Origin of the sequence: Synoicihabitans lomoniglobus, assembly GCF_029023725.1 — a bacterium.
GTDB lineage: Bacteria > Verrucomicrobiota > Verrucomicrobiia > Opitutales > Opitutaceae > Actomonas > Actomonas lomonigloba.
The window spans coordinates 1108925-1134739 of the sequence record NZ_CP119075.1; the positions used below are offsets into that span (position 1 = coordinate 1108925).

Annotated in this window: 25 protein-coding genes; 15 read left to right on the forward strand and 10 right to left on the reverse strand. The window is 61.5% G+C overall.

The genetic code is table 11. The annotated features are described in order from the left end of the window. The first annotated feature begins 10 nt into the window (after window positions 1-10). The 4 genes from gatC (at window position 11) to PXH66_RS04230 (ending at window position 6253) form a co-directional block, all read left to right on the forward strand. Window positions 11-301, forward strand: a complete 291-nt coding sequence (gatC, locus tag PXH66_RS04215; protein ID WP_330931242.1) for an Asp-tRNA(Asn)/Glu-tRNA(Gln) amidotransferase subunit GatC — start codon at window positions 11-13, stop codon at window positions 299-301. A 4-nt stretch (window positions 302-305) separates the two neighbouring features. Beyond that, complete coding sequence (gene gatA, locus PXH66_RS04220; RefSeq protein WP_330931243.1) at window positions 306-1772, forward strand: Asp-tRNA(Asn)/Glu-tRNA(Gln) amidotransferase subunit GatA; 1467 nt, start codon at window positions 306-308, stop codon at window positions 1770-1772. 97 nt (window positions 1773-1869) lie between these two features. Then, window positions 1870-3327: an Asp-tRNA(Asn)/Glu-tRNA(Gln) amidotransferase subunit GatB gene (gatB, locus tag PXH66_RS04225; RefSeq protein WP_330931244.1), complete on the forward strand. Its 1458-nt coding sequence runs from the start codon at window positions 1870-1872 to the stop codon at window positions 3325-3327. Window positions 3328-3400: 73 nt separating this feature from the next. Further along, window positions 3401-6253: a M16 family metallopeptidase gene (locus PXH66_RS04230; RefSeq protein WP_330931245.1), complete on the forward strand. Its 2853-nt coding sequence runs from the start codon at window positions 3401-3403 to the stop codon at window positions 6251-6253. 118 nt (window positions 6254-6371) lie between these two features. Here the strand turns inward: PXH66_RS04230 and PXH66_RS04235 are convergent, their stop codons facing one another. Then, entirely contained in the window at window positions 6372-6908 is a 537-nt protein-coding gene (locus PXH66_RS04235) for a Fur family transcriptional regulator (RefSeq protein WP_330931246.1), read from the reverse strand. 193 nt (window positions 6909-7101) lie between these two features. On the opposite strand from PXH66_RS04235, the gene PXH66_RS04240 reads away from it, so the two are divergent. The 3 genes from PXH66_RS04240 to PXH66_RS04250 all read left to right on the forward strand — a co-directional run bounded on the left by PXH66_RS04240 (window position 7102) and on the right by PXH66_RS04250 (window position 10972). Then, a complete protein-coding gene (locus PXH66_RS04240; protein ID WP_330931247.1) occupies window positions 7102-7518 on the forward strand; it encodes a Minf_1886 family protein in 417 nt (138 codons plus the stop codon). A gap of 107 nt (window positions 7519-7625) precedes the next feature. Then, window positions 7626-10187 carry a M16 family metallopeptidase gene (locus PXH66_RS04245; RefSeq protein ID WP_330931248.1) on the forward strand — a complete coding sequence of 854 codons (2562 nt, stop codon included), beginning with the start codon at window positions 7626-7628 and terminating at the stop codon, window positions 10185-10187. Beyond that, window positions 10184-10972, forward strand: coding sequence for a heme-dependent oxidative N-demethylase subunit alpha family protein (locus PXH66_RS04250; RefSeq protein ID WP_330931249.1), 789 nt, complete (start codon window positions 10184-10186; stop codon window positions 10970-10972). Before PXH66_RS04245 ends, PXH66_RS04250 begins: the two co-directional genes overlap by 4 nt. Before the next feature lie 49 nt (window positions 10973-11021). Here PXH66_RS04250 and PXH66_RS04255 read toward each other — a convergent pair whose 3' ends face one another. From PXH66_RS04255 to PXH66_RS04265, 3 genes are read right to left on the reverse strand one after another with little or no spacing between them, the layout of a single operon-like run. Continuing rightward, on the reverse strand, window positions 11022-11861 hold the full coding sequence (locus PXH66_RS04255) for an NAD(+)/NADH kinase (protein ID WP_330931250.1): 840 nt from the start codon (window positions 11859-11861) through the stop codon (window positions 11022-11024). 21 nt (window positions 11862-11882) lie between these two features. Then, on the reverse strand, window positions 11883-12635 hold the full coding sequence (locus PXH66_RS04260) for a TlyA family RNA methyltransferase (protein WP_330931251.1): 753 nt from the start codon (window positions 12633-12635) through the stop codon (window positions 11883-11885). Beyond that, a complete protein-coding gene (locus tag PXH66_RS04265; RefSeq protein ID WP_330931252.1) occupies window positions 12632-13465 on the reverse strand; it encodes an Fpg/Nei family DNA glycosylase in 834 nt (277 codons plus the stop codon). The genes PXH66_RS04260 and PXH66_RS04265 overlap by 4 nt, the downstream gene beginning before the upstream one ends. A gap of 87 nt (window positions 13466-13552) precedes the next feature. Between PXH66_RS04265 and corA the strand changes: the two genes are divergently transcribed. After that, complete coding sequence (gene corA / locus PXH66_RS04270) at window positions 13553-14731, forward strand: magnesium/cobalt transporter CorA (RefSeq protein ID WP_330931253.1); 1179 nt, start codon at window positions 13553-13555, stop codon at window positions 14729-14731. Between the two features lie 448 nt (window positions 14732-15179). Here corA and PXH66_RS04275 read toward each other — a convergent pair whose 3' ends face one another. After that, window positions 15180-16304 carry a M24 family metallopeptidase gene (locus PXH66_RS04275; protein ID WP_330931254.1) on the reverse strand — a complete coding sequence of 375 codons (1125 nt, stop codon included), beginning with the start codon at window positions 16302-16304 and terminating at the stop codon, window positions 15180-15182. A gap of 21 nt (window positions 16305-16325) precedes the next feature. On the opposite strand from PXH66_RS04275, the gene PXH66_RS04280 reads away from it, so the two are divergent. Then, on the forward strand, window positions 16326-16892 hold the full coding sequence (locus PXH66_RS04280) for a DUF192 domain-containing protein (protein WP_330932236.1): 567 nt from the start codon (window positions 16326-16328) through the stop codon (window positions 16890-16892). Between the two features lie 26 nt (window positions 16893-16918). Here PXH66_RS04280 and PXH66_RS04285 read toward each other — a convergent pair whose 3' ends face one another. Together PXH66_RS04285 and PXH66_RS04290 are read right to left on the reverse strand one after the other, a co-directional pair. Further along, window positions 16919-18112, reverse strand: a complete 1194-nt coding sequence (locus tag PXH66_RS04285; protein ID WP_330931256.1) for a glycosyltransferase family protein — start codon at window positions 18110-18112, stop codon at window positions 16919-16921. 56 nt (window positions 18113-18168) lie between these two features. Further along, on the reverse strand, window positions 18169-18639 hold the full coding sequence (locus tag PXH66_RS04290) for a hypothetical protein (RefSeq protein WP_330931257.1): 471 nt from the start codon (window positions 18637-18639) through the stop codon (window positions 18169-18171). 37 nt (window positions 18640-18676) lie between these two features. Here PXH66_RS04290 and PXH66_RS04295 point away from each other — a divergent pair, with 37 nt between their 5' ends. Then, entirely contained in the window at window positions 18677-19228 is a 552-nt protein-coding gene (locus tag PXH66_RS04295) for an NUDIX hydrolase (protein ID WP_330931258.1), read from the forward strand. Between the two features lie 52 nt (window positions 19229-19280). Here the strand turns inward: PXH66_RS04295 and PXH66_RS04300 are convergent, their stop codons facing one another. Beyond that, window positions 19281-19541 carry a hypothetical protein gene (locus PXH66_RS04300; RefSeq protein WP_330931259.1) on the reverse strand — a complete coding sequence of 87 codons (261 nt, stop codon included), beginning with the start codon at window positions 19539-19541 and terminating at the stop codon, window positions 19281-19283. Continuing rightward, window positions 19538-20365 (reverse strand): metallophosphoesterase, encoded by an 828-nt coding sequence (locus PXH66_RS04305; protein ID WP_330931260.1) that lies wholly within the window; start codon window positions 20363-20365, stop codon window positions 19538-19540. The genes PXH66_RS04300 and PXH66_RS04305 overlap by 4 nt, the downstream gene beginning before the upstream one ends. A 103-nt stretch (window positions 20366-20468) precedes the next feature. On the opposite strand from PXH66_RS04305, the gene PXH66_RS04310 reads away from it, so the two are divergent. Then, window positions 20469-21218 carry a hypothetical protein gene (locus PXH66_RS04310; protein WP_330931261.1) on the forward strand — a complete coding sequence of 250 codons (750 nt, stop codon included), beginning with the start codon at window positions 20469-20471 and terminating at the stop codon, window positions 21216-21218. 23 nt (window positions 21219-21241) lie between these two features. Here PXH66_RS04310 and PXH66_RS04315 read toward each other — a convergent pair whose 3' ends face one another. Further along, window positions 21242-22219: a LacI family DNA-binding transcriptional regulator gene (locus tag PXH66_RS04315; protein ID WP_330931262.1), complete on the reverse strand. Its 978-nt coding sequence runs from the start codon at window positions 22217-22219 to the stop codon at window positions 21242-21244. Window positions 22220-22332: 113 nt separating this feature from the next. On the opposite strand from PXH66_RS04315, the gene PXH66_RS04320 reads away from it, so the two are divergent. From PXH66_RS04320 to PXH66_RS04335, 4 genes are read left to right on the forward strand one after another with little or no spacing between them, the layout of a single operon-like run. Then, the gene (locus PXH66_RS04320) at window positions 22333-23037 is read left to right on the forward strand and encodes an orotidine 5'-phosphate decarboxylase / HUMPS family protein (protein WP_345781749.1); all 705 of its coding nucleotides are present in this window, start codon (window positions 22333-22335) and stop codon (window positions 23035-23037) included. A 13-nt stretch (window positions 23038-23050) separates the two neighbouring features. Then, window positions 23051-24097, forward strand: a complete 1047-nt coding sequence (locus PXH66_RS04325; RefSeq protein ID WP_330931264.1) for a zinc-binding dehydrogenase — start codon at window positions 23051-23053, stop codon at window positions 24095-24097. Next, window positions 24094-24915 (forward strand): SDR family NAD(P)-dependent oxidoreductase, encoded by an 822-nt coding sequence (locus PXH66_RS04330; protein WP_330931265.1) that lies wholly within the window; start codon window positions 24094-24096, stop codon window positions 24913-24915. The genes PXH66_RS04325 and PXH66_RS04330 overlap by 4 nt, the downstream gene beginning before the upstream one ends. Continuing rightward, window positions 24912-25796: a sugar phosphate isomerase/epimerase family protein gene (locus tag PXH66_RS04335; protein WP_330931266.1), complete on the forward strand. Its 885-nt coding sequence runs from the start codon at window positions 24912-24914 to the stop codon at window positions 25794-25796. Before PXH66_RS04330 ends, PXH66_RS04335 begins: the two co-directional genes overlap by 4 nt. Window positions 25797-25815 lie beyond the last annotated feature (19 nt).

Sequence of the window (25815 nt, forward strand, 5' to 3'; positions counted from 1 at the left end):
ATTCACCATCATGGCCGATACCCCGGAACTCGACATCGATCGCGTCGCGCATCTCGCGCGCATTGCCCTCACGCCTGAGGAAAAAACCGCTTACGCCGCCCAACTCGGTGATGTGCTCAAGCACATCAAGCAATTGGAGCAGGTCGATGTGACCGGCGTGGAGCCCACCGCTCACGCCTTCGCGGTGGAAAACGTCTGGGCCGACGACGTCGCCCAAGGCGGGTTGCCTGTCGAGGAGGCTCTGCGCAATGCACCGCAGCAGCGCCAGAACATGATCGTGGTGCCCAAAGTCGTGGAGTAATCGCATGTCGACTGAACTGACTTTCCAAACGATCGCGCAATTGGCCGACGCGCTGGCCGCCGGCACGGTTTCGTCCGTCGAACTCACGCAGGCCGCCATCGATCGGGCGACCGCGGTGGACGATCGCGTCAAGGCCTTCAACTCCGTCAATCCCGAGGATGCGCTGGCGCAAGCCGCCGCCTCCGATGCGCGGCGTTCCGTCGGGCAGGCGAGGGGACCGCTCGATGGCATTCCCGTGTCGCTCAAAGACGTCATCGCCGTGCGTGATCAGCCGCTGACCGCCAGCAGCAAGATGCTCGAAAACTTCGTGTCGCCCTACGACGCGACGGTGACTGAGAAACTTAAAGCCGCCGGCGCGGTGCTCTGGGGCCGTGCCAATCTCGACGAGTTTGCGATGGGCTCGTCGACGGAAAACTCCGCCTTTCAAACCACTTGCAATCCCTACGATCTCGACCGTGTTCCGGGCGGCAGTTCCGGCGGCAGCGCGGCGGCCGTCGCGGCGGGTGAAGCGGTGGCGACCCTCGGGTCCGACACGGGCGGGTCGATTCGGCAACCGGCGGCGTTTTGCAACGTCGTGGGTTTGAAGCCCACTTACGGCTTGGTTTCGCGCTACGGGCTGGCGGCGTTTGCGTCGTCCCTCGATCAGATCGGTCCGTTCACGCGCACGGTGGAAGATGCTGCCATCATGCTGGGCGCAATTGCCGGTCACGACCCGCGGGATTCGACTTCATTCAAAACCGATGTGCCCGACTACCGGGCTGCGTTGAGCGAGAAAAAGGGGCCGTGGAAACTCGGGATCCCCAAGGAGTATTTTGGGGAAGGGCTCGACCCCGAAGTGGGGGCCGCGATCGAGAAAGCCATCGCGTTTTACCGGGAGCAAGGTTGCGAAATTAAAGAGGTCTCCCTGCCGCACACGCCGTATTGCCTCAGCACCTACTACATCATCGCGACAGCGGAAGCATCCTCGAACCTGGCGCGCTACGACGGCATTCGTTACACGCACCGTTCCGCAGATGCGCAGGATGTCGTCGACCTGTATTTCAAGTCGCGTGCCGAAGGGTTTGGGCCGGAAGTGAAACGTCGCATCATCCTCGGCACCTACGTGCTTTCTAGCGGTTACTACGACGCGTATTATTTGCGGGCGCAGAAGGTGCGCACGCTCATCCGGCAGGACTTTCTCAATGCCTACGAACAGGTCGATGCGATCCTCACGCCGACCACGCCGACGCCGGCGTTCAAGGCGGGGGAAAAAGCCGCCGATCCGCTCGCGATGTATTTGTCCGACATCTACACCATTGGGGTAAATCTCGCCGGTCTGCCGGGTATTTCGATCCCTGCTGGTTTCACCTCCGCGGGTTTGCCCATCGGCCTGCAACTCATCGGCCAACCCTACGCCGAAGCCGACCTGCTCGCGATCGCCCACGCCTACGACACCGCCCACGACTGGCATTCCCAACGCCCCGAACTTTGAAATTTTAAAACCACGAAATACACGAAACACACGAAAAGCTTCCGGACTTTCTAACCGCTTTCGTGTGTTTCGTGTATTTCGTGGTTCCTCATCAAAAATGAATTACGAAGCTGTTATCGGACTTGAGGTCCATGTTCAGGCCAAGTCGGCGTCCAAGATTTTTACCCGCGTCGGGCAGGGTTATGGTCACGATGAGAATACGCTCACCGATCCGGTTGTGCTCGCCTTACCCGGCACGCTGCCGGTGATGAACAAGGCGGCCCTCGATGCCATCATCAAGGCGGGGCTCATGCTGCATTGTGAGATCGCCGAGGTCTGCAAATGGGACCGCAAAAACTACTTCTATCCGGACTCGCCGAAGAACTATCAGATCACCCAATACGATCAACCGATCTGTATCGGCGGATACGTGGAAATCGAACTCCCGGGGCCGTCGCGCAACGTGATGGGCGAGCACAAAAAAATTCCGCTCACGCGAATCCACCTCGAAGAAGACGTCGGTAAACTGACGCACTTCGCGCACGATTCTCTCGTTGATTACAACCGGGCGGGCACCCCATTGATGGAGATCGTGACCGACCCGGCGCTCGCTTCGGCGGAGGAAGCCTACGCTTTTCTCACCACGCTGCGCACGACCATGATTTACGCCGGGATTTCCGACTGCGACATGGAAAAGGGCCAGCTGCGGTGTGACGCGAACATCTCGATTCGGCCGGTCGGCACGACGGAGCTGGGCACCAAGGTTGAGCTCAAAAATCTCAATTCCATTTCCTACGTGCGCGACGGTATCGCCCACGAAATCAAGCGGCAGTTGGCGCTCAAGAAAACCGGCGGCGAGATCGTGCAGGAAACACGCGATTACGATGGCATCGCGGGCACCTCGCAATCGTTGCGCTCCAAGGAGGAGGCGCACGACTACCGTTATTTTCCGGATCCCGATCTCATGCCCGTGCGCGTCGATGAAGCCTGGAAGGCACGCATCGCGGCCGAATGCCCCGAGCGTCCTTTCGAGAAACAGCAACGGTTCATGACCGACTATGATCTGCCTTACACGATCACGTCGGTGCTCATCCCGGATCGCGAATTGAGCGATTGGTTTGAAGCGGCGGTGACCATCGCGGGCCGCGCCAAAGCGCAGGCCGTGGGCAATTGGATCGCCAACGACTTGTTGCGCGAATTGAGCGCAGCCAAGATCGGCTTGGCCGAGTCCAAGGTGACTCCGCCCCATCTGGCCGAACTGGTCGGATTGATCGATGTCGGCACGATTTCGAATCAGATTGCCCGGGAGGTTTTTAACGAGACCTTCGCGAGCGGCGAAGCCCCGGCGGCGGTGGTGGATCGGAAAGGACTCAAGGACGACACCGACGCCGACGAGCTGGAGCAGTGGTGTCGCGATGCGATCGCGGGCAACGACAAGGCGCGTGAACAATTTCTCGGCGGTAAGGACGGCGCCATCAACGCGATGAAAGGTCCGGTGATGAAAGCGTCGCGCGGCAAGGCCAATCCCAAGTTGGTCGACGAAACCCTGCGTCGCCTGCTGGCAAACTGGAGCTAGTCGCTCGACTGCCGCTCGGTTAATTCGTGGGTCGGGCTTTACGCCCGAGCGGTTGAGGCTTTCCTTAGCGGTCATGCTTATATCCCCGGCTCGCTTCGTTTTTGCCCTGAGCTTGATGGGCACGCTGCTGTTTTCGACTGCGGCTGGGGCCGATCCTCGAAGCGGAATTTGGGCACACACGGCATCCGACCTCAAACCGGACCCGCAGGTGGTTTGGGGCCAGCTCGACAACGGTTTTCGCTATGCGCTGTATCCGCACAATGCCGTGCCGGAAGTTGCGACGCTCCAATTTCTGGTGTTGTCGGGCGCATTGGAGGAAACGGAAAAAGAACGGGGCATCGCTCACTTCATCGAGCACATGTGCTTCCGCGGCACGACCGATTTCACGGAGCGGGAGATGGTGGATTTCTTCCAGGAGCTGGGCATCGAATACGGTAGCGATGTCAATGCCGTGACCTCGTTTGATTACACGGCTTACACGTTGGATTTTCGTGATGCCTCCGCCGAGCTGTTGGGCAAGGGCATGCGGTTGTTTCGCAGCTTTGCGGATGGCGTGACGTTTGACCCGGCCGCGATTGAAGAGGAGCGCGGGGTCATTCTCAGTGAGCTGCGCGGCCGCGACAGCGTCATGGCCAAAGGGCAGCTCGATTCGTTGCAGACGATGTTTGCCGGACTGAGATTTCCGCATCGCGCGCCCGGGGGCTCGCCCGAAAGCATCGAATCGCTCACGCCTCGACAGTTCCGCGATTTTTACAACCGGACGTATCGGTCCGACTTGATGGTGCTCGTGGCGGCGGGGGATTTTGAACCCGCCGAGATCGAGCGCATGATCGCCGAGCGTTTTGGTTCCATGTCCAGGCCGGCCACTCCGCCTCCCGGTCGTGAGATGGGTGACTTGGTCGACGCCGCCGGCCTCCGGACCGGACTCTATCGGATCGGCAACGTGGGTTATGTGCGTGCGACCTTGGCCAATGTCACGCCGCTGCCCGACGTCCCGGATTCGCAGGCGGCGCGCGTGCAGCAGCAGCAAGCGGCGTTTGCCCAGGCGTTGTTGGGCACGCGGTTGAGCCGGGGTCTGGCGGCGACGCCGGGCGGGAGTGCGGGCGTGGAAACCTTGCTCGGCCACCGCTCGGTCATGGCATCGGTGATGACCAACGGCCAAGCGTGGACCCGAAACATCACCGCGTTGGACCAGTTGCTGCGGGCCACGTTGGAGTGGGGATTTGAGCCGACGGAACTGGCGGTCCCACGCGAGCGCCAGTTGCGCATGGCTCGACTGATGATCGAGCAGATCCCGCAGACCGATCCCCACGTGATCAGTCAGGCGCTGCTGGATTCCATTGTGCGGCATCAAGTGTTTGTGCCCCGGGAGCAGGAGTATGGCTGGATGATCGATTGGCTCAGCACGATCGATGCGGAGCAGTTGACCAACGTGTTGCGCAACCTGTGGGATCTGGATCGGCTCGTGGTGCATTTCAGCGGGGACATGGACCCCGCACTGAAAGCCGCGGAAGTGACGGCGGCATTGTTGAAAGATCGGAAAACGCCGACCCGGCAAGTGCGACCGGGACAGCGCAAAGAGACCGTGTTCGAGTTGAAGGATTGGGGCGAGCCCACGGCAGCCGAACTCGTGCGCGAGCTGCCCGAGGTCGGGGCGAAACTGTTTAAGTTTGGCAACGAAGTGCGGCTCAATCTCGTCACCTCGACGCAGGAACCCGGTGTCGTCCACACGATCGTGCGGGTGGGCACGGGGTTGCTCGACATGCCGGGCAATGAGCCGGCGCTCAAGGAGTTTGGTTTGCAGACCCTGTTCGCCAGTGGCACGGCCTACTATCGACCGGAGCAACTGAAGCAGATCATCGACGAACGCTTTCTCGGGTTCGAATTTGATGTGGAGGACTACGATGCGTTCACGTTTCGCGGTATCACCCAGCGGGAGGACTTGTCTTCGATGCTGGGGGTCGTGACCGAGTTTCTCTACAAGCCCAAGTTTGGCACCTACGTGCATCGCACGGAGAAACGAAAAGCCGCGATGTCGCGCGCGTCCAACACCATGGGCATGCAGGAAGGGATGCGGGAGCTCACGGATTACTTGTTCGAGGGCGACGCGCGGTTCACCTGGGGCACGATGGTCGATTACCTGGGGCTGAGTTCGATCGACGTGAAACGTTGGCTCGAAGAACCGCTGACCAAGGGCTACGTGGAGGTCACGATCGTCGGCGACGTGAGCGAGGCGGAAGCGCTGGAGATGGTGGGCAATACGCTGGGCTCGCTCAGCCCGCGAGCGGCGGAAAAGAAGCCCCGTCGCAAACCGCAGCCGGTCAAGTTATCGGCCCGGCCCGGTTTCAAACGGATCGAGTTTGTGGGCGAGCAACATCTCGCTGCGGTGATGGGGATCTGGCCGGTGACGGAGTCGCTGACGATCCGCGATCGCGCGGCGCTCTACTTGTTGTCCAAGGTGCTGGAGCTCCACATCCGCGAAGAGATTCGCAACAACCTGGGCTTGGCCTATGCGCCGAGCGCGAACTACCAGAATTTTGATGGATTTCCCGAGTTCGGATTAATGCGGGCGATGATCGATTGCTCGTCTTCGGAAACCACACGGATAGCCCGCCTCGTGGAGGACATTGCGTTTGAGCTTTCCGGCCAAGGCGTGGATGAGGGCGAATTCAAGGGCGCGCGGGGCATTCTCTCCAGTCGCATTCGGCGAGCGTGGCTCGACAATAATTTTGTGCTCAACCAATTGATCCGCGCCCAGGAAAGACCGGAGAGCGTGGATGAGTTGCTGGCTCTCAAAGCGGGCTTGGTGGACGACGTCACGCTCGAGGAGGTCGATGCTTGGACCAAGAAGATCCTCACCCGGCGCAACAGTCGCACCGCGGCGATCGTGCCCAAACAGTTCGTGGGGCTTTTCCAGACAAACTGAGGTCGTGCGGTTCGTCCGGGAAGGGGGAGGGCGAGGCGGCGCCCCGGTGTTCCGACTTATGCGGGCCCAAAAAAACCGCAGAGCGAATCTGCGGTTGGGAAGGGGCGGAACGGAACGCTCAGCGAATTTCGGCCATGACCGAGCCGTGTTGGACGCGGTCGATCGGGTGTTTCGGTGCCCGGGCGAAGAATTCGACCATGTGCGATACGTTGGTGTAGCCGCGAGCGATGAGCTTTTTTTCGATTTCCTGCATGGCTTCGCTGAGTTCGATCGCGAGATCGGAATCGAGTTCGCCGACCGCATTGGAGGCCTTGTCCACCACGTGGTAGGCGGGAGCGTCGTCCAGCGCGATCTGGTAGAGGCTCGTGCCATTGTGGAAGAAACAGCGGCGCACGAGGCCCAGTTCTTCAAAGGCCGCCAAGCAACGATAGACCGTCACCAAGTCACAGGCCGTGTTGGAAAGCTCGGCATGAATCTGCTCGATGCTCGCCGGAAGGGCTCGCTTGATGAGGGCCTCCAGGATGGCGATCCGAGGCTGGGTGATGCGCAAACCGGCGGATTTCAGGCGGTTGCATGCGATTTGCAATGCAGCGGCGGTCGGGGACTCGTCGTTGAGTTGCGGAAGAGGATGATTTGTCTGAGTCGAGGCAATCATTGTATGAGGAATAGTTTTGCCATGGAGTTACAGTCACGTAACGCAAAATGTAAACAAGTGAGGTTCCTTTACACTTAATTTACATTCACAGGGAGGCCGGTTAAAATCTCCCTCGGAAATGTTGCTTTTTGACCTTCATGCGGGGTTGCGAGGTCGCTCGGGTCGGGCCACGGTGCGGTTTAAATAGCCGACCATGCAGGACCTCGATTTCAACGAAGTAGTGACTCTGATTTGCAAAGAGGACAACCGATTTCACCGCAACGCCTACACGTTCGTGCGGCAAGGGTTGGACTTTACCGTCAAGGAGCTGAAGAAGAGCGACTCGAGCCGCGCGGGCCGTTCGCTGCATGTCACGGGCGTCGAGTTGTTGATGGGCATGCGCGCTTATGCGCTGGATCAATACGGCCCCATGGCGCGCACCGTGCTCCACGAGTGGGGCGTGAAGCGCTGCGGGCACTTCGGTGATCTCGTGTTCAATCTCATCGAATACAACGTTTTCAGCAAAACGGATCAGGACCGGCGGGAGGATTTCACGGAAGTCTACACGTTCGAAGAAGCGTTTGATGCTCCGTTCATGCCGGCCAAATCCGGGGGCCGGAAATCCGCCTGATTCCCTGCGGTTGACCGGTCGGGCCGGGGCTCATTCCCTCGGTTGACCACGCCCTTGGGCCTTTCGTTCGCATCGTCTTGGCGAACTGTTTCGTAACTTTGTCTTTTATGCCTGCGTCGCTCGCCTCCGATTTCAAACTTCTCCAAAAATTATGGCGTGATGCGCCGACCCGTCGCGTTCTGCCCAACGGACTCACCGTCATTCAGCAGCGCGATCCGGCCGCCACCGTGGCCTCGGTGCAGGTTTGGGTAAAAACGGGCAGCATTCACGAGCAACAGCATCTCGGGGCCGGGCTCTCGCATTACTTGGAGCATCTGTTATTCAAGGGCACCGAGCGGCGGGAAGGACGGGAGATCTCAACCGAAGTCCAGGCTCACGGGGGCTACATCAATGCCTACACGTCGTTTGAACGCACGGTCTACTACATTGATATCCCGGCCGAACACGCGCCGGTGGCCGTCGATATTCTGGGCGATGCCGTGCTGCACTCGACCTTGCCGGCCGATGAGGTCGAGCGGGAAAAACAAGTGATCCTGCGCGAGATCGACATGGGGTTGGACGACCCGGATCTCCGACTGTGGCAGAGCCTTTTTGAAACGGTCTACCGCACCAATTCCTACCGCGAGCCGATCATCGGTCACCGCGATGTCTTTGCCGCCGTGGATCGCGATGCCCTCGTCGACTATTACCGGAATCGCTACGTGCCCAACAACATCGTGCTGGTGGTCACCGGGGGCTTCGATACCGCGGCGATAGACGCGGCGATCGAGCAGCACTGGGGCAAGGCTCCACGCCGTCGTCTGGCTCCGGTGATTCTTCCGGTCGAACCGACCGCGCTGGCACCGCGAGTGCAGCATCTCGAGGAGGACGTGGAGATCGTGCGCGGCGCCTTGGCCTGGACGATTCCCGGGCTGACTCATCCGGACGCCGCGACCTTGGATGTGCTGGCGATGATTCTGGGCAACGGCGACAGCTCGCTGCTCTGGGAAGCGATCCGCGAAAAGGCCCGCCTCGTGCATTCGATCGATGTGACCAGCTGGAATCCCGGCGACCACGGCCTGTTTTACCTGAGCTTTATCTGCGATCTGGACGAGCGGGACAAGACGCTCGCCGCCATTCCCCGGGAACTGCGCCGCATCGAGAAAAAGGGGTTCACCGCGGGGCAGGTGCGCAAAGCCGTGCGGCAGTTGGTGGTCGGGGAAATCAACGGTCGCAAGACTGTGGCCGGACGAGCCTCGCGCCTTGGCGTCGCGGAAGTCGTCGCCGGTGACATGCTGTTCACCCAGGGCTATTTCGAACGACTCAAACGCATCACTCCCGCCAGCCTGCGCCGCGCGTTGCGCACGTATTTGCTCGATGGGCACAGCACGACCGTGACCCTCACGCCCAAGGCTCCCGCTGCAGTGTCGACCAACGCACCCGCGGCGATCAGCACGACCTCCGACGCCGGGCTGGTCCGCGAACAATTGGCCAATGGCACGCGCCTCCTGCTCCAACCCGACTCGCGTCTGCCCAACTTGCATTTCCGGCTGTTGTGTCTCGGCGGTGGTGCGTTCGAGCCCACCGACCAACGCGGCACCACCGCCTTGATGGCGACGTTGCTGGCTCGCGACACTGCCAAACGTTCCGCCGCCCAAGTCGCCGGTGCGATCGAATCGGTGGGCGGGTCGCTCTCGCCGGTGTTTGGCAACAACACCTTCGGCCTCTCCGTCGAAGTGTTGCCCGGCGATGTGGATCTGGCCCTCGATCTGTTGGCCGAAGCGGCGCTCAAGCCGACCTTCACCAAGGATTCCTTCGAGATCGAACGCGATGCGCAGATTGCTGATTTACAACAGGATGTCGACGACATCGTGACGATCGGGCGCAAGCAACTGCGGAAACGTTTCTTCGGCAGCCATCCCCTCGCGGTTGATGCGCACGGCGAGGTCGATCACCTGCGCACCGTCAAACCACGGGATCTCGTGACGCTGCATCGGCGGCTCATGGTGGGATCCAACGTGGTTTTGTCAGTTGCAGGCGATTTCAACGCCAAGACGCTTGCGCCCAAACTGCGCATGCTGCTGCGCCGTTTCAAAAAGGCCGCGCTCGCCTCGAGTTCCCCTACGTTGGATCACCCGGCGGAGGTGGGAGATTTTGTCGAAATCCAACCGCGGCAACAGGCGGTGGTGTTTCAGGGTTACCTGGGACCGGGCGTGTGTTCGGAAGATTTCCACGTGGCCGAAGTCGCCGACGAATTGTTCAGCGGCATGTCGTCGCGACTTTTCGAGCGCGTGCGCGAGGAAAAAGGCCTGGCTTACTACGTGCGTTCGTCGCGCGTCGTCAGTTTGGACAGCGGGATGTTTTACTTCTACGCGGGCACTGCGCCGGGCAAAGAAACGGAAGTGCTCAAGGAGATCGAACTGGAGATCGCGCGCATGGCGCGGGGACGCATCACCAAGGCCGAGCTCACGCGTTGCCAGACGCGGCTCTGCGCTGGTCGCCGCATGGGACTGCAATCCAACGGATCACGTGCCATGCATGTCGCGCTCAACGAACTCTACGGTCAGCCGCTCGATGATGGCAGCGACTTCGAAGCCCGCATCAATGCGGTGACGATCAAATCCCTCGCCGCCTTTGCCCGGCGATATCTCAAACGCGACGCCTGCACGCAGGTGGTGGTCCGGCCGTGAGTGATTGGGCCGATCTCTTCCCGGAGGATGATTTCGGCTTTCGGCTGACGCTGCGCCGGGGCGATCCGACGACGTTTTTCGCGGCCTCCTCACTCGGTGCCGCCATTGGAGCCGAGCGTCGACGCGGTCTGGCGCAATCGCCCGACGATTACGTCATCATGCCGCCGCCGGCCCAGACCGCGTGGGCGGAGTTCGTGGAGTCGGCGACCGCGTGGTCCGGGTTGCCCGTTTCGCCCGATCCGGTGATGGCCGGTCAACAACTCGAGCCCGACGTGGTGCTGCTGTGCCGGGATGATCGCGGTGTGTTTCGGGTCGCCGGCGGCGTGGTGGTGTTTCCCAGCCATTGGGCACTGGCGGACAAGATGGGTCTGACCTTGCTCGAAACCCACGGCGCGGTTCCGGGGCTCAATGCGAAGATTGGTCCGGCCATCGATCGTTATCTCGACAAAATCAAACCGGGCTTCGTGGCTGGACGACCCAACTGGGGTCTCGCCGCCACGGACGCGTGGAACCTGCATCCGTCCACGCACCCGCCCGCGCTCACTGCCGGAATGACCACCGACCAAATGTGGCTGCGCGTGGAGCGGCAAATCCTCACCCCGTTGCCCCGCACCGGCGCAATGTTGTTCGCGATTCGCATCGAACGCATCCGCCTCGATGCCTTCCTCGCCGACTCCGATGCCCGCCGCCGTTTTCACCGCACGATTTCCACGATGCCACCCGAGGTCGCCGCTTACAAAGGACTGGCGGCAGTGGCTGACGATCTCGTAGAGCGCACCCGATGATGCGGGGGTGAGTCCGCGATTCAATGGAGGCAGAAATCGCCGTGGTTTGTTACGCGGTATTCGTCACGCCGCCACTCCACTTGAGCTTGGTGCGGACGACGCCGAAGTGGTCGTAGGTTGCGCGTTGCACCAGTTTGAGGCGTTGCGGTGAAACCGTGATCGTGACGGCGGTGCCTTCGCATATCCGGATCAGGCGTTGGCCGTCGATCGCGACCAGCAGGCTCGCGTCCTCGTAGCGCGGGGTGACGCGCAACTTCACGTCATCGCGAAAGATGATCGAACGGTTGCTCAACGTGTGTGGGCAAATGGGCGTGAGCGCGATGACTTCCGCGCCGGGATGAATCAGCGGTCCTCCCGCCGAGAGATTGTAAGCCGTCGACCCGGTGGGCGATGACAGGATCAAGCCGTCGCAGGTGTAGGTGGTGACGAGTTCGTCGTTGGCGTGCACCGAAAGCTGCACGAGGCGCGAGTGATGCTCGTCTTTGATGAGCACATCGTTGAGCGCGAGGTCGTGTTGATGCGACTCGGTCGAGCAATCGAGCAGGGCGCGTTCCGCGATCTCAAAATTACCTGCCAGGAGCGACTCGAAATGTTCGCGGGCTTCGTCGGCGGAAAAAGTGGTGAGAAATCCCAGGGAGCCCCGATTGACCCCGATGATGGGCACGCCGGCTTCGGCCGCGATACGAGCCACGCCGAGCAGGGTGCCGTCGCCGCCGATTACACAGCAGGCGTCGGTGCCGGCCAGATAGTCAGATGCCACTGGAAACGCGCTCGTTTCCTTCACCGCCACACCGGCGGTGCGGGCGATCGCCATGAGTCCGGCGGCGATTTCCGCGGCGCCGTCTTTCTGGGCATTGACGACAAAGGCGAGAGTTCGGATCGGCGACATGATGGATGGGGATTACAGCACTTAACCGCGGCGGAGTCCGAGCAGAAACTCACGGTTGCCGTCGGTGCCGACGATGGGGGAGTCCATCGTGCCAATGAGCGTCGAACCTTCGAGCTGGGTCAGGGCGAAGTCCTTCACCTCAGCCAAAACGCGCGCCTGCACCGCCTCGTCGCGGATGATACCACGACCCTTGTCGACCTCGGCTTTGCCGGCTTCAAACTGTGGTTTGACCAAGGCGATGAGGCGGCCTTGGGTCGCCACCAACGGCCACACCGCCGGCAGCACTTTGCGCAGCGAGATAAAGGACAGGTCCATCACGACCGCGTCGTAAAGGGCACGAGGCAGGTCGTCGGCCGTGATCGAACGGGCGTTGAGTTTCTCCAGATTGGTGACGCGGTCGTCATTGCGCAATTTGGCGTGGAGCTGGGCGCGACCGACGTCGACACACACCACGTCGGCGGCACCCGCTTGCAGAGCACAGTCGCTAAAGCCGCCGGTCGAGGCGCCGACGTCGAGCACGTGAGCGCCGGTGAGATTGATCGAAAATTGCTCGAGGAAGCCTTGGAGTTTCTCGCCACCACGACTGACGAAGCGGGGCGGTTGATCCACCTCCAGCGGAAGGTCGGATGGGTAGGTCTTGCCAGGTTTGTCGAGCCGTTCAGTGCCGAGGCGCACGCGACCGGCCATAATGAGCGCCTTGGCCTGGGCGCGGGAAGTGGCGAGGCCGCGCTCCACCAGCAACTCGTCGAGACGTTGTTTAGCGGCGTTACTCATGACGGACGCAGGATCTGGCGAACCGGAGACCAGCAGCTGGTGCGGCCACCGATTTCGGCGCGTTCGAGAGGCACGCCACTGCGCGGACAGGTGCCGCCGTCGCGCCAACGGTGGTTGAACAACCACGTGTCGGGGATGCCGACATTGAGGTCATGGGGGAGGTAGTCACCAGCTCCGGCGATGTTTTTCATGGCGTTGCGACAGACGGTGCGAATCTCGCGATAGAGCTGGGACACCTCGGGGGGCAACAAAGACCCGGCGGGCTGCGCCGGATGAATCTGAGCGCGCCAGAGAATTTCGTCGGCCATCCAATTGCCGATGCCGGGGAATCGTTCCTGCATGAGCAGCACAGCTTTGATCGGCGCGCGGGCACGTCGACGCAGGAAATCGCTCAAGGCGGTTTTGGTGAACGCGGCGGAAGTCAGTGCCGGGGCGATTTTCGTCCACCAATCCGGGGCTTCCGGTCCGGCGTGAAATCGCACGCCGCCGAACATGCGCGGGTCGGTGAAAACGAGGGCGTGTTTCGTGGTGTCGAGAATCAGATGATCGTGCTTGTCGGCGCGGTGGCCGGGCGGGGCGGCGGTGAGTTGCCCCGTCATTCCAAGGTGCACGCCCAGCCAGGACCCGTTGTCGAAACGAAAAACCATCTGCTTCGCGGCTGCCGTCGAATCCACCAGAGTTGCTCCGGTCAAAGCGCGACGAATCGTAGTGGCCGGGGCTTCGCGGAAGATCTTCTTGGCCGCATGAGCGCGCACCCGTGTCACCGCCTGGCCGACGGCGGCGAGGTGCCAGCGTTTGCGGTAAAAATCGACTTCGGCGAGTTCGGGCATGGAAGGTCAGGCCAACTCACCGCACCTCGATGCACAAGCCTGACCGGCGGTGAATTGATCTAGGCAACGCCCGGGAATTACGTTTCGATGAGAGCTGTGCCCCGCGATACTCCTCCCAAGCTAATCAATCCGCTCAAAGGTGTCAGTCAGCTCGGCCGCTGGTTGATGTCCAACATTACCAGCCCCAACCCGTTCGCCAGCGCCGGCACGTCCATGGCCGCACCGGGAGCGTCTCCGGGGATCGAATCCATGGCGGACCTCGACACCCCGCCGCCGCCGGACGTCGTGCGCGTGTATTGGTGTGACTTCAGTGAGGAGCGGATCGAGTGGCACGAAGGCACGACGGACGAGTTTCACGTCAGCAAACGACCGGATTGGGCCAAGCATCGCTGGATCAATGTCGATGGACTGCATCCGTATTCGGTTAATCAGATGCGCAAGAAGTATCACTTCCACACGCTCGCGGCGGAGGATGTGTTGCGCACCTCCCAGCGGCCCAAAGTGGAGGCGTTTGAACATTACCTGTTTGTGGTCGTGCGCATGATGCGGCTGGAGGAGACCAATTTGAAGCAGGAGCAGGTCAGCATGTTTCTCTTCGATAAAACGATCATCACGTTTCAGGAGATTCCCGGTGACGTGTGGGGATCGATTCGCGCGCGCTTGAATCGGGGCGGCGCGCGGCTGCGCACTTTCGATATATCCTACCTGTTTTACGCCCTGCTCGACGCGGTGGTGGATCACTTCTTCCCGATCATGGAGACCTACGGTCACCGCTTGGAAGAGCTGGAGGAAGCCGTCATGGATGATCCGGGGCCGTCGGTGCAGCGCGCCATTCACGACGTGAAGCGCGAGCTGTCGGTGCTGCGGCGCGTGCTGTGGCCGCTGCGGGAAGTGGCGAACGAACTGCAACGTTCGGAAAATGTCCTGATCGATCCCGAGGTGCGCACCTTTCTGCGGGATGTTTACGACCACGCCCTGCAAATCATCGAAATCGTGGAAATGCACCGGGAGCAGGCGGCCGGGTTGAACGACCTCTACATGTCGGCGGTATCGAACCGCATGAACGAAATCATGAAGGTGCTCACCATCATGGCGTCGTTTTTCATCCCGATCACGTTCGTGGCGGGCGTTTACGGTATGAATTTCGAGCACATTCCCGAACTCGGCTGGCACTACAGTTACTACGTCTTCTGGGGCGTGTGTGTCTCGATCGTGGCGTCCCTCGGCGTCTATTTCATCCGTCGCGGTTGGATCGGGAAGAAGTAGGGCGGCACGAGGTGCGCGACCACCGGAGGGGCGGGGAATTGCGACGACGCAGGATAATCGCGCGCGAGCACGCTCCTACATCGGAATCATGGGTAGGAGCGTGCTCGCGCGCGATCCGCGTTGCCTCTAATCCAGCCTCTCAGGTTCTGGAAATCGGCGACCATGTTGCGCACCTACCCGAGCTCAGTTGGCATAACAGTTACTACGTTTGCTGGGACGTAGGTGTATCCATCGTGGGCTCACTGGGGATCTATTTCATCCGTCGCGGTTGGATCGGGAAGAAGGAGGGCAGTGCGAGGTGCGCGACCACCGGAGGGGCGGGGAATTGCGACGAGGCAGGATAATCGCGCGCGAGCGCGCTCCTACATCGGACTCGTGGGTAGGAGCGCGCATCGCGCGCGATCCGCGTTGCCTCTGAGCCGGCCGCGTTGGCTCTGGAATTCGGCGACTACAATTCCCAGACGTAGCTGTGCTTGGAGAGCGCCTTCGGTTTGGCGGCGGTGACTTGCACGACGTCTTCAATGCGGCAGCCACCGAGGCCCGGATAATACAGGCCGGGCTCGACCGTGACGACCGTGCCTTTGCGCAATTTGCGGTGCACGGAGCCAAGGCGCGGGGCTTCGTGGATTTCCAGCCCGAGGCCGTGTCCGGTGCCGTGGAAAAATCCCACCGCGCCGGTCGGCGTGCGCTTGGTTTCGTAACCCAACTCATCGAAGACGCGGTTGGACTCGGCGTGCACGGCATCGGCGAACACCCCGGCTTTGACTTTGGCCAACGCCGCCTTTTGCGCCTTGGCCACCGCATCGACGAGGTCGCGCTGCACGTCGTTGGCGGTGCCCCGCAGGTAGGTGCGCGTCATGTCGCCCCAGTAGCCGGTTTTGAACATGCGGGGGAAAATATCGATGATGATGAGGTCGTGCGGACGCAGCGGGCCGCTGCCGCGACAATGCGGATCACACCCTTGATCACCTCCGGCCACGATGGTGTCGGCCGGGAAACCACCCGCGGCAATACAGGCGGTTTGAATCGCGGTGCGCACCCGTTCGCTGGTGAGCGTCTTGCCGTCGAGCACGAGGCGACGTCCTTTAATTTCGGCGGCGCGGAGCATGGTCTCTGCGGCGGTAAAGCCGGCGGACGCGCAGCGGTTGCCCTCGCGAATGGCTTTGGCTTCGGCGTCGGTCTTGATTTCGCGGCCCGGGAAAACCGCCCCGTCAATGACTTGAATGTCGAAGTCGCGTTCAACGAGTTTGACCAGCAGATGGGAGGGAAACGTTTCCGGCACTTCAAAGCCGGTAATTTTCAACTTCTTGGCGAGCACCGCGATGTGATCAACCGGGGCGGGGGACGCGATCCCGGCGGCTTGGGCGGCGGCCGTGAGTTCCTCCAGGGGAATGATCTGGTCGAAGGTCGACTCCTTGAGAGCGCGGCCAAATTCGAGCGCGTTGAGCACGCCGATGCGTTTGCGACCCACTTGCAACGCGATGAAGGCGTCGTGAACCTCGAATCCGCAGAAATAGCGGAGATCGAGATTGCGGGAGGTGTCGTCGAAGAAGAGAAGGGCGGACTTGGGCACGGCTATGGTGATTGAGTTTAAATGAAGAACCGATTAGCCACCGCCTTGATGAAAAACGCAAATCCGGTTTCGCGGTATGGGGGCAAGGTGGCGTTGGTGGTGGGTTGTCTGTTCCTGGTCGCCTGCGGGCGTCCGGAGACGGACACGACGGCCGAGCCCAAAACGGTGCACCATTGGTTTTCGATCAAAGTGGGGGACCAACCGGTGGAGATGCAGTTGGCGTTGCGCCGGGCGGAAATGGAAAAAGGGCTCATGGGTCGGCGCGATCTGAAGCCGGGGCAGGGCATGTTTTTTGCCTACCGTGATCCTCAAGTATTGAGTTTTTGGATGCGGAACACACCGACCGCACTCGATATCGGTTACTTTTCCGGCGACGGCGTTTTGCGGGAAATCTATCCGTTGCATCCGTTCGACGAGCGGGCGGTGAGCTCGCGACGCGAGGACCTGCAATACGCGCTCGAAGTGCCGCAAGGATGGTTGGCGAGCGCCGGGATCACGATCGGTGATCGGATCGACCTCGAAGCGCTGAAGGCGGCGATGCGCGAGCGCGGCTTCGACTACCGCCGCTACCAGGGCATGGAGGAATAGGGTGCGGCGGAGCGGGTCGAGTGGGCTCAGACGGTGCGCACGCGCAATGCCCGATACAGCACGGCGAGTTCGCGCGGATCGCCGCCTTCCGGGCGAAATCCGTGCGCATACAGAATCTCGATACGCTGCGGTCCCTCGGTCGGGGGCAGATCAATGCTGAGCGCGTGCGGATCGTTGAGCCGGGTCAGCGTGAGGTGGGCAATCTTGGCGCCGTTGAGTTGCACGACTACGGTTTGTTCGCCTCGGGAAATTTGCAGGACGGCCTCGAAACGATGGGACGCCTGCCGCGTGGTGGTGAACTCCAGCGTGGTGTGCGGGCTGAGTCCCCAGCGCACGGCCGGAAGCATCGATTCGGGGTAGGGACCTTCGAGGTCGCCGAGGCCACCGACAACCGTGGCCACGGAATCGCCGAAACCATCGGCGATTCCCGCGGCGGCGTCGGTCGGCCAGGGTTGCTGGGTGAGCGCGTCGATCAGCAGGGCATCCCACTCCGCGCAGGCGGTGAAGTAAGCCGGTGCGACCAAGCGTTGCACGTAGTCGAGCACGCGGTGGTTGAGGACATGATATTTCTGCCCGGGCTTGGGGCCGTGAAAGTGGAGGATGGCGGCGTCGGCCTGGTCGCCCCAATAGGGTTTCCAATTGAGTTCCAGCGGCAGGGGATCGGTGCGCCCGCGGAAGTGGCGTTGCAGCGCGGCTTGATCGTAGGGCGGCGCGATGGCTTCGGCGAGATGCGCGCGGATCGTGGTCTGGAGTGCGGGGTGTTCGGCCGCGAGACCGGCGACATTGATCCACATGACCCCGCTGTTGAAACGATCGAAATCCGTCCGGTCGGACTCCGGCGCGGCGGCGAAGAACTTAGGTTCCAATGGGCGCAGCAGCGGCGCCGGGTCGCGGCGAAACACCACGTCGCAGTCGGTGTAGAGCACGTAGGTGTCGTCCCAACCCTGTTCCTGGCAAATGGCAGGGATTTCGAGACGGAGATAGGCGCCGCGAGGGATGGGGCCGAGTTCCGTGACCCATTGATACAAAAACGTGCGTCGGCGGATGATGCGCACGCCGGTGGCCTCGAGCCAGGCGGTGAGCTGGTTGTCGTTGCCGTCGTAGAGGCAGACCGGCTGCAGACTCGTGCGGGTGCGGGCGGAGTGCACCGCCACCTGCACGAGGTTGGCGTAGTCCCAGAAGCTGGCCGAAGCCTCGTTGAGGGCGAAGAACCAGCGCATGATATTTCGGAAAAGCTGGACCGCTGAAAACTAGAACACGGCAGTCGCGGGTGGACTCAGGTGCGGTTCCAGCTGGCGTCTTTTTCGGTCTTTTCCGTAGGGATCTTGTTGTTGGTGCGCAAAATCAGGACGGGCTCCTTGGTTTTCACCCAGAGGCCGGCTTCCTTGAAGTGCTTGGCGGCGACGTTTTCGATCGCTTCGCCCATGCTCGTGGCCGGCAGGAGCTGACCCCGTTTGGTGGCGTTGAAATCGTAGGCGGCACGGTGGATGCGCTCCTGGGTGGAGGCCGGACTTTCGCCCTCGGGAATCTGCACGACCCAGCCCACGAAATCTTCGCCTTCGGGGAGCTTGCCCTCGGGGTCGGACACGAGAATGCACCACTGCTTTTTAATGGGCGGTGGCTTCTCTTCGCCGGCTTCTTGTTCGAGCACGGCGTTGATTTCAGAGACGATCTGGTTGAGGAGCTTGGGGTCGACCTCGTTCCGTTTGAGGATCTCGGCGACATGGTTTACATCAATTTTCGGCATGGCAGTGGGGATGTCTTTGGCTCAGACAGGGCCATACATGAGTTCGGATGTAAAGGCCCAGCGTGACGATGAAATCTTTGATGTGGTGGATGAGAACGATCAAGTGATCGGGCAGGCCACCCGGGCCGAAGTCCATCGGCGCAAGCTCTGGCATCGAGCCATCCATGTGTGGGTGTTCAATGCCGCGGGCCGGATTTTTTTGCAGAAACGCTCCCTGCTCAAGGACATGGCGCCGGGGTGCTGGGACTCGTCCTGCTCGGGTCACCTCGACTCCGGCGAGGACTACGCCACGGCCGCCGTGCGGGAGTTGGGCGAGGAAATCGGGCTGTTTCTGGCCGAAGCGCCGGAGCGGTTGTTTACCGAAAAAGCGATCGCGGCCACCGGCTGGGAGTTCGTATCGGTCTTCCAGCTCAAGCACGAGGGACCGTTTGAACTGCATCCGGCCGAGATCGACGAGGGACGCTGGTTCAACGTCGAGGAAGTGGATGCCATGATCGAGAGCGATCCGGCGTCGATGGCGCCGGCATTTCAGCACCTGTGGAACCGGCGGGCGACCACGGGCTCGAAGAGTTTGTCACCTAATAGGTGACAAACGGGTCGAGGCTTCGCGGTATCGGGAAGCCGGAACGGGGGGGGGCGGATTACAGGCGTTTGCTGCGTTCGCGGGCGACGATGGATTCGATTTCGGCCATCTGTTTGGGCGAGATCAGACGGCGGGGGACGCGTTTTTCGGCGTCGGACAGCAGGCGGTCCCAATCGTCATCACTGGGCGTGTGGGGTTGCCATTGGGTGTGGTGACCTTGGTGACGGGTGAAGGTCAGGACGCTGCCATGGATCTTGGCTTTGACCTTGTATTTGCCCTCTTCGGGATCGCGATTCCACCAGTTGAATTCGTTGGTCATGCTTCGGTGGTTAAGCGGTCGGAGTGGGGCGCGGCCAGCGGAATCGTTGCGACGGTGCGATCAGGATACCAGTTGTCGCCGCGTGAAGTGATGCGATGGACGGTCACGACATCATCCACCAAGTCGACGGCGAACGCCCCCAAGGGGCCCGGAAAGGCCCCGCAGTTGATCACGTGGCGGTGACCCCGTTGCCATACGCGGGGAAAGTGGACGTGACCTGTCACGATGATTTGCGCGTGGGGTCGCCATTGATCGGCCCTCGCGATCGCCTGATCGGCAAACGTGCGCCACGTGCGGAACATGGCCCACGCCTGACGGGGTGGGAAGAATTCCAGCATCAAGCGCCACGTTTTGTAGAGGATATCCGTGCGCTGCGGATCGAACTCGCGGTGGAATCCCGTGCAGGCAAGCCGCATCAAGCGCAGGCGATCGGGCAGGTGGTTGAAATCGAGTTCCGGGTGGGCTTGCCGGACGCGGCCCAGTCGGGCAACCAGCTGATCGCGTGCCCGACTCCACGGCACGATGTCGTCCAAAAAAACGTCGCCATGGACGGCCCAGAGTCGGCCCTCGGCGGTTTGTAATTCGTGGGTCGTGGATATGTCGGGGTCGTGGTTGCCCGTGATGAATCGCACGGTTGCGACCCGATCTTCGAAAAACGACCGCATGGCTGCGACCGCATCGGGATCAATTCCGGATTGGTTGTCGCAGCTGTCGCCGCAGATCCACAATTCGTCGACGTCGTGGAGGAGCGGGCTGAGGTCCTCCACTTTTCGGATCGGGCAGGAGGCGTCGTGCAGATGGAGATCGGAAAGGATACGCAGCATGGAGCGACGGGGAACCAAAGGGTTTGCCGCAGGATCGCCAATCCTCAACCGCGATGCATCGGCCTTGTGCTGAGGGCCGACCTGCGCTGAACATGTCGGCCGCATGCGTGTTCGTTTATCAATTTTCTTCGGTCTGCTCTCAATGCTCATCGGAAGCGGAGTGTCGCGCGCGAGTGACATCGCCCAAGACATCGCGCGGATTCATCTGGAAGCGATGGGTGGCGAGGAGCGTCTCGCGCGGTTGGAAAGTTTCCGCACGGCGGGCGTGTCGCGCGTGGGCGATTTCGAAATGTCGTTTCAAATGTGGGCGGCGCGCCCGAATTTATTGCGCATCGAAATGACGACCGGTCCGCAGACCCTCATTCAAGGTTGGGACGGCGAAGGGGAGCCGTGGGTGCAAACCGGCCTCTCGCAACCGCCGCAGCGGATGGCTCCCGAACTAAAGGAGCGTTTCACGAGCGAGGCCGATTTTGACGACCCCTTGTTTCGTCCCGCCGAACGCGGCTATGTGTTGGAATACGCTGGCGAGGGCGAGGTGGATGGTCGACCAGCGGTGAAGTTGTTGGCGACCCGCGACCTCACCGACCAGAGCACGCTGTATTTGGCGGCCGATACTTACTTCATCGTGCGGCAGGATCGCCGACGTCCGGCGTTGGATGGCACCATGATCGAGACGCAGACCTTTTACGGGGATTTCCGTCCGGTCATGGGGGTGATTCTGCCCCACGGTATTGTGGTCAAGGAGGGCGAGCGTATAATGAGCGAAGTAGCGCTGACGTGGATGGAACCGAACCCGCCGATTGACGAGGGGTGGTTTTCACCCCCGACGCAGGCGGCACCGCACAAGGAGTGAACGCAATCTCCGTCCGCTGAATCTCAAATCGTGAATGACGGCGGTTCGTCCACGGGCACGGGGGCGAAGGTGCGGGAACGGTTTTTCAGCCCCAAGGTGAGTTCGATGGCGTAGGCCATCATGGCGTCCAGCGGCTGCGCGAATCGAGCCGGTGATAGTTCGCGACCCGCCTGGTCGGGGTAGACATCGATGCTCAACACCGCGACGTCGGCGGGCACGCGCAGATTCAACTCCCGGCACGCGTGAACCGCGGCGTGCGCAGCGGCGGCGTCGACTCCAATGATCGCGTCCACCGCGTCGGCTCCGCGCAGACGAGGTTTCACGACTTCGGCGGTGGCGGGCCAGGCCGGCAGCGTGTCATGGTGAGGGCAGAAGCGAGGCACGAGTTCCAGGAAGGCGTGGCGGCGATCCTCGTTGTCGGGTTCGCCGGGGCGGCCGCCAAAGAAGAGCACGCGTCGGGCGTCCCGGGCGTGCAACCGTCGCAGGGCGTCTTCGATCCACACGTGTTGATTGAGGCGCACCGATTTCCACGCCGGGCACGCCGGGACCTGACCCATCAGGCAGGTGACGGGTTTGCCGGAAGTGCGAAGCGCTTCGATCAAGGGGTCGTCGTGGCGGGGGTAGAGCAGTAGCCACCCATCACAGCGCGAACGGCGCAGCGTGCGGTGGGCGTGTTCGAGCGAGTTCGGTTGGCTGCGGTCCACCGGACAGATCAACAAGTCCAGGTCGTGCGAAATCAGCTGCCGTGACAGCGCGGCCAGCACGCGTTGAATAAATGGCGTTTCGGCACCCTCGACTTCCAAAGGCCAAACCAGTCCGAGCACATCATGGCGACCCTTGCTCAAGGCCCGTCCGCTCGGGTTGGGGTAGTAGTGCACCGATTCCGCCAGGGCCAGAATGCGACTGCGGGTTTCCGGTCGGATTTTATCGGGTTCATGAAACGCGCGGGAGACCGTCGCGGTCGACACACCGGCGAGCTGGGCGAATTCCATGATGTTCATGGGGTATCGCTAGATGCGGATGAAACCGGAAACGAGCGAATTTGTGCCAAAAAATGTAAGGCTTTACATTTTCACTTGAATCCGCCGACGCCCGGCCCACGTTGAACGGTGTTATGAAACCGGTCGTGCAAATATCCCTGGACCTCACCACGATTCCCGAAGCCCTCGAAACCGCTCACCTGGCGATGCGAGCCGGCGTCGATTGGTTGGAGGCCGGCACGCCGCTTATCATCGCGGAAGGCATGAACGGAGTGCGGGCGCTGCGTGAGGCGTATCCGCACGTGCCGATCGTGGCGGATTTGAAAACCATGGACGGTGGTTGGCTCGAAGCGCAATTAATGGCCCAGGCCGGAGCCACCCATGTGGTGGTCATGGAGCGGGCGCATGAGGAGACCATCAAGGTGGTCGTGCAGGCAGGCCGTGATCTCGGGATCAAAGTCATGGGCGACAATCTGGGCGCGCCGGACATGGTAGCGGCGGCGCGGCGGTTGGAAGACCTGGGCTGCGATTACATCATTCATCACATCGGCTATGACGAGCGGCGCGGAGTGGTCGCGGGCGGCCGCCCTTGTCCGAGCCCGCTTGATCAATTGAAGGAGGTGGTCAACGCAGTGCAGGTTCCGGTGCAGGCGGTGGGCGGGTTGTCGCTCGAACAGGCCATGCGCACGCCGGAATATGGGGCGCCTTTGGTCGTATTGGGCGCGCCGCTCGTGATCGATGCGGATGCCTTCACCGCGGCGGCCGGTGATCTCGAAGGACAGCTGCGACTGATATGTGAAACCGTGCACGGCTACGGCGATGTGAGGGTGGGCCACTAACGGAAGTATTTTTATGAGTGAGACGATGCAGGCACTGGTGAACTATGGGCCCGAACCGGGCAGCGTGGAATTGCGCGAAGTCGCGGTTCCTTCGATCGGCGAGGAGGACGTGTTGTTGGCCGTCAAGGCGGTGGGGATATGCGGCAGCGATCTGCATCAGTTTTCCGGGCATCAGAGCTGGCCGGTGAACTATCCCGTGATTCTGGGCCATGAATTCGCCGGGGTCGTCGTCCGCGTGGGCAAACGCGTGAAGAACTATGCAGAGGGCGATCGGGTGGTGAGCGAGACGGCCGCCGTGATCGACGAATCCTCTCCGCTCTCCCGGCAGGGGCTCTACAATCTCGATCCTCATCGCCTGGGCTTTGGTTACGGGGTGGACGGCGCCATGGCGAAATATGTGCGGGTGCCGGCGCGTTGTCTGCATCGCCTGCCGGAGGGCCTGCGCTTTGAGACGGCGGCGCTGACCGAACCGTGTTGCGTCGCCTACAACGCCACCTGTGTGCACGCCCGGCTTCGTCCCGGCGACTCGGTGGCGGTGATCGGTCCGGGGCCGATTGGACTCTTGTGCGCGATGATGGCGCGGTTGGCGGGGGCTGGTCATGTGGCCGTGATCGGCATTCCCGCCGACACCCAGCGCCTGACCGTGGCGCGTTCTCTGGGAATGGATACCACGCTCGGCGCCGAAGGGGATGACCCGATGGCGTGGGCCCGCGAGTTTGGCGACGGACACGGCGTTGATATCGTCATCGATGCCGCGGGCGTATCGGCCACGCTCAAAATGGCCATGGCGCTGGTGCGACCGGCGGGCCAGATCGTCAAAGTGGGATGGGGGCCGCAGCCGCTTGATTTTTCGCTCGATCCCCTGGTGCAAAAGGCAGTCACGTTGCAGGGCAGTTTTTCGCACAATTGGCCTATCTGGGAGAAGGTGCTGACCTTGCTCGGCTCGGGGCGGCTCAACTTGGATCTCGTGCTCAATAGGGTGGCGCCGCTCGCGGACTGGCGGCCTTCGTTCGAGGCCATGCGCAGCGGAGAAATCGTCAAAGGTGTGCTCAATCCATGAATACGAATGTGAAAACGACCGGCCGACTGCCGGACCAGGTGATTCTGGTCACTGGATCGACTACGGGTATCGGCGAAGCCATGGTGCGGCGGTTTGCCCGCGAAGGTGCGACGGTCGTGGTGCACGGCACCCGGGAAGACGCGGCGCGGCAGCTGGTGACCGAGATCGAAGCGGAGGGAGGCAATGGCAGTTGGATCACGGCGCCGCTGACCGCACCGGAGGCCCCGGCCAAAATCATGGCGCATGTCATTGAACGTTGGGGACGACTCGACGCGTTGGTGAACAATGCGGCGATCACGGCGCGGTCGTCCATCGAGACGACGGATCCGGAGGCGTTTGATCGCTTCATCGGCATCAACCTGAAGGCGCCGTTTTTCCTGATTCAGGCGGCGCTGCCCCATTTCCGTTCCCGGGGCGGTGGGCGGGTGCTCAACATCGGTTCGATCAACAGTTACTGTGGCGAGCGCAACATGTTGCCGTATTCGATCAGCAAAGGCGGACTCGTGACGCTCACGCGCAGTCTGGCCGATTCCCTCGGCGTGGAAGGTGTGCGGGTAAACTTGCTCAACGTCGGATGGACGCTCACGCCCAACGAATATCAGGTGAAACTCAAGGATGGCCTGAGCGAAGGCTGGCCGGATCGATTGCCCCGGTCGCTGGCGCCGGGCGGGCGGCTTTTCCGGCCGGATGAGGTTGCCATGGCGGCGCTCTATTTCCTGGCGGAGGAGTCGGCTTTGGTGAACGGAGCCGTGTTGGATTTGGAACAATTTCCCCTGATCGGGCGCAACCCCGTCAAAGAAAGCGAAGACGACTCATGAAACCGAAACTAGCCGCATTTCCCAAATGTTTTATGGATGAACTCTGTGTGGATCGCACCATGAGTTTGGCCGCGTGGATCGATCTGGCCGCGGGGCTCGAAGTCGATGGTTTGGAGTTCTACGTCGGGTTTTTGCAGGACGGTCCCACGTTTTTGGCCGAGACCAAACGAGCGCTCGAACGTCATCAACTGGCGATGCCCATGTTGTGCTGTTCGCCGGATTTCACGCAACCGGACCCGGTGTTGTTGCAACGGGAGATCGAACGCGAACGCCGCATGATCGAACTCACGGCGTATTTTGGCGGTCGGTATTGCCGCGTGTTGTCGGGGCAGCGTCGACCCGAGGTCACGCGCGAAGTGGGTGTCGATCGAGTCGTCGGCGCGATCACGAGTCTGCTGCCGTTTGCGGAGGAGCACGGCGTCGTGCTCACGATGGAAAATCACTACAAGGACAACTACTGGGTGCACCCGGAATTTGCTCAGAAAATGGATGTGTTTGTGGAGATTGTGAATCGCATCGACTCGCCGTGGTTTGGCGTGAACTTCGACCCGTCGAACACCATTTTGGCAGGAGAGGATCCGTTGGAACTGCTGGAGCAGGTCAAACACCGGGTGGTCACGATGCACGCGAGTGATCGTTATTTGAAGAGCGGCACGATCGAGGATCTGCGCGCGGAGGAAGACGTCGCCGGATACGCCGATCGACTCGCTCACGGTGTGATCGGCCGCGGGATGAACGACTACGACAAGATCTTCAGCACGTTGGCGGCGGAGGGATTTGATTCTTGGATCTCGATCGAGGACGGCATGGATGGCATGGACGATCTGCGGGAATCGGTGCGCTTTCTCCGCGAGAAAATCGATCGGCACTTCGCGGACTAAGCTGATCCCGCGAGCGCTC

Excerpts from the sequence above, each read along its gene's own strand:
- gatA (WP_330931243.1), top strand. The coding sequence starts at position 306 with ATGTCGACTGAACTGACTTTCCAAACGATCGCGCAATTGGCCGACGCG.
- PXH66_RS04315 (WP_330931262.1), bottom strand. The coding sequence starts at position 22,219 with ATGAACATCATGGAATTCGCCCAGCTCGCCGGTGTGTCGACCGCGACG.
- PXH66_RS04330 (WP_330931265.1), top strand. The coding sequence starts at position 24,094 with ATGAATACGAATGTGAAAACGACCGGCCGACTGCCGGACCAGGTGATT.
- PXH66_RS04310 (WP_330931261.1), top strand. The coding sequence starts at position 20,469 with ATGCGTGTTCGTTTATCAATTTTCTTCGGTCTGCTCTCAATGCTCATC.
- PXH66_RS04285 (WP_330931256.1), bottom strand. The coding sequence starts at position 18,112 with ATGCGCTGGTTCTTCGCCCTCAACGAGGCTTCGGCCAGCTTCTGGGAC.
- PXH66_RS04265 (WP_330931252.1), bottom strand. The coding sequence starts at position 13,465 with ATGCCCGAACTCGCCGAAGTCGATTTTTACCGCAAACGCTGGCACCTC.
- corA (WP_330931253.1), top strand. The coding sequence starts at position 13,553 with ATGAGAGCTGTGCCCCGCGATACTCCTCCCAAGCTAATCAATCCGCTC.
- PXH66_RS04235 (WP_330931246.1), bottom strand. The coding sequence starts at position 6,908 with ATGATTGCCTCGACTCAGACAAATCATCCTCTTCCGCAACTCAACGAC.
- PXH66_RS04280 (WP_330932236.1), top strand. The coding sequence starts at position 16,326 with ATGAAGAACCGATTAGCCACCGCCTTGATGAAAAACGCAAATCCGGTT.
- PXH66_RS04255 (WP_330931250.1), bottom strand. The coding sequence starts at position 11,861 with ATGTCGCCGATCCGAACTCTCGCCTTTGTCGTCAATGCCCAGAAAGAC.
- PXH66_RS04325 (WP_330931264.1), top strand. The coding sequence starts at position 23,051 with ATGAGTGAGACGATGCAGGCACTGGTGAACTATGGGCCCGAACCGGGC.
- PXH66_RS04305 (WP_330931260.1), bottom strand. The coding sequence starts at position 20,365 with ATGCTGCGTATCCTTTCCGATCTCCATCTGCACGACGCCTCCTGCCCG.
- PXH66_RS04295 (WP_330931258.1), top strand. The coding sequence starts at position 18,677 with ATGAGTTCGGATGTAAAGGCCCAGCGTGACGATGAAATCTTTGATGTG.
- PXH66_RS04290 (WP_330931257.1), bottom strand. The coding sequence starts at position 18,639 with ATGCCGAAAATTGATGTAAACCATGTCGCCGAGATCCTCAAACGGAAC.
- PXH66_RS04260 (WP_330931251.1), bottom strand. The coding sequence starts at position 12,635 with ATGAGTAACGCCGCTAAACAACGTCTCGACGAGTTGCTGGTGGAGCGC.
- PXH66_RS04300 (WP_330931259.1), bottom strand. The coding sequence starts at position 19,541 with ATGACCAACGAATTCAACTGGTGGAATCGCGATCCCGAAGAGGGCAAA.
- PXH66_RS04335 (WP_330931266.1), top strand. The coding sequence starts at position 24,912 with ATGAAACCGAAACTAGCCGCATTTCCCAAATGTTTTATGGATGAACTC.
- PXH66_RS04240 (WP_330931247.1), top strand. The coding sequence starts at position 7,102 with ATGCAGGACCTCGATTTCAACGAAGTAGTGACTCTGATTTGCAAAGAG.
- gatB (WP_330931244.1), top strand. The coding sequence starts at position 1,870 with ATGAATTACGAAGCTGTTATCGGACTTGAGGTCCATGTTCAGGCCAAG.
- gatC (WP_330931242.1), top strand. The coding sequence starts at position 11 with ATGGCCGATACCCCGGAACTCGACATCGATCGCGTCGCGCATCTCGCG.
- PXH66_RS04230 (WP_330931245.1), top strand. The coding sequence starts at position 3,401 with ATGCTTATATCCCCGGCTCGCTTCGTTTTTGCCCTGAGCTTGATGGGC.
- PXH66_RS04245 (WP_330931248.1), top strand. The coding sequence starts at position 7,626 with ATGCCTGCGTCGCTCGCCTCCGATTTCAAACTTCTCCAAAAATTATGG.
- PXH66_RS04320 (WP_345781749.1), top strand. The coding sequence starts at position 22,333 with ATGAAACCGGTCGTGCAAATATCCCTGGACCTCACCACGATTCCCGAA.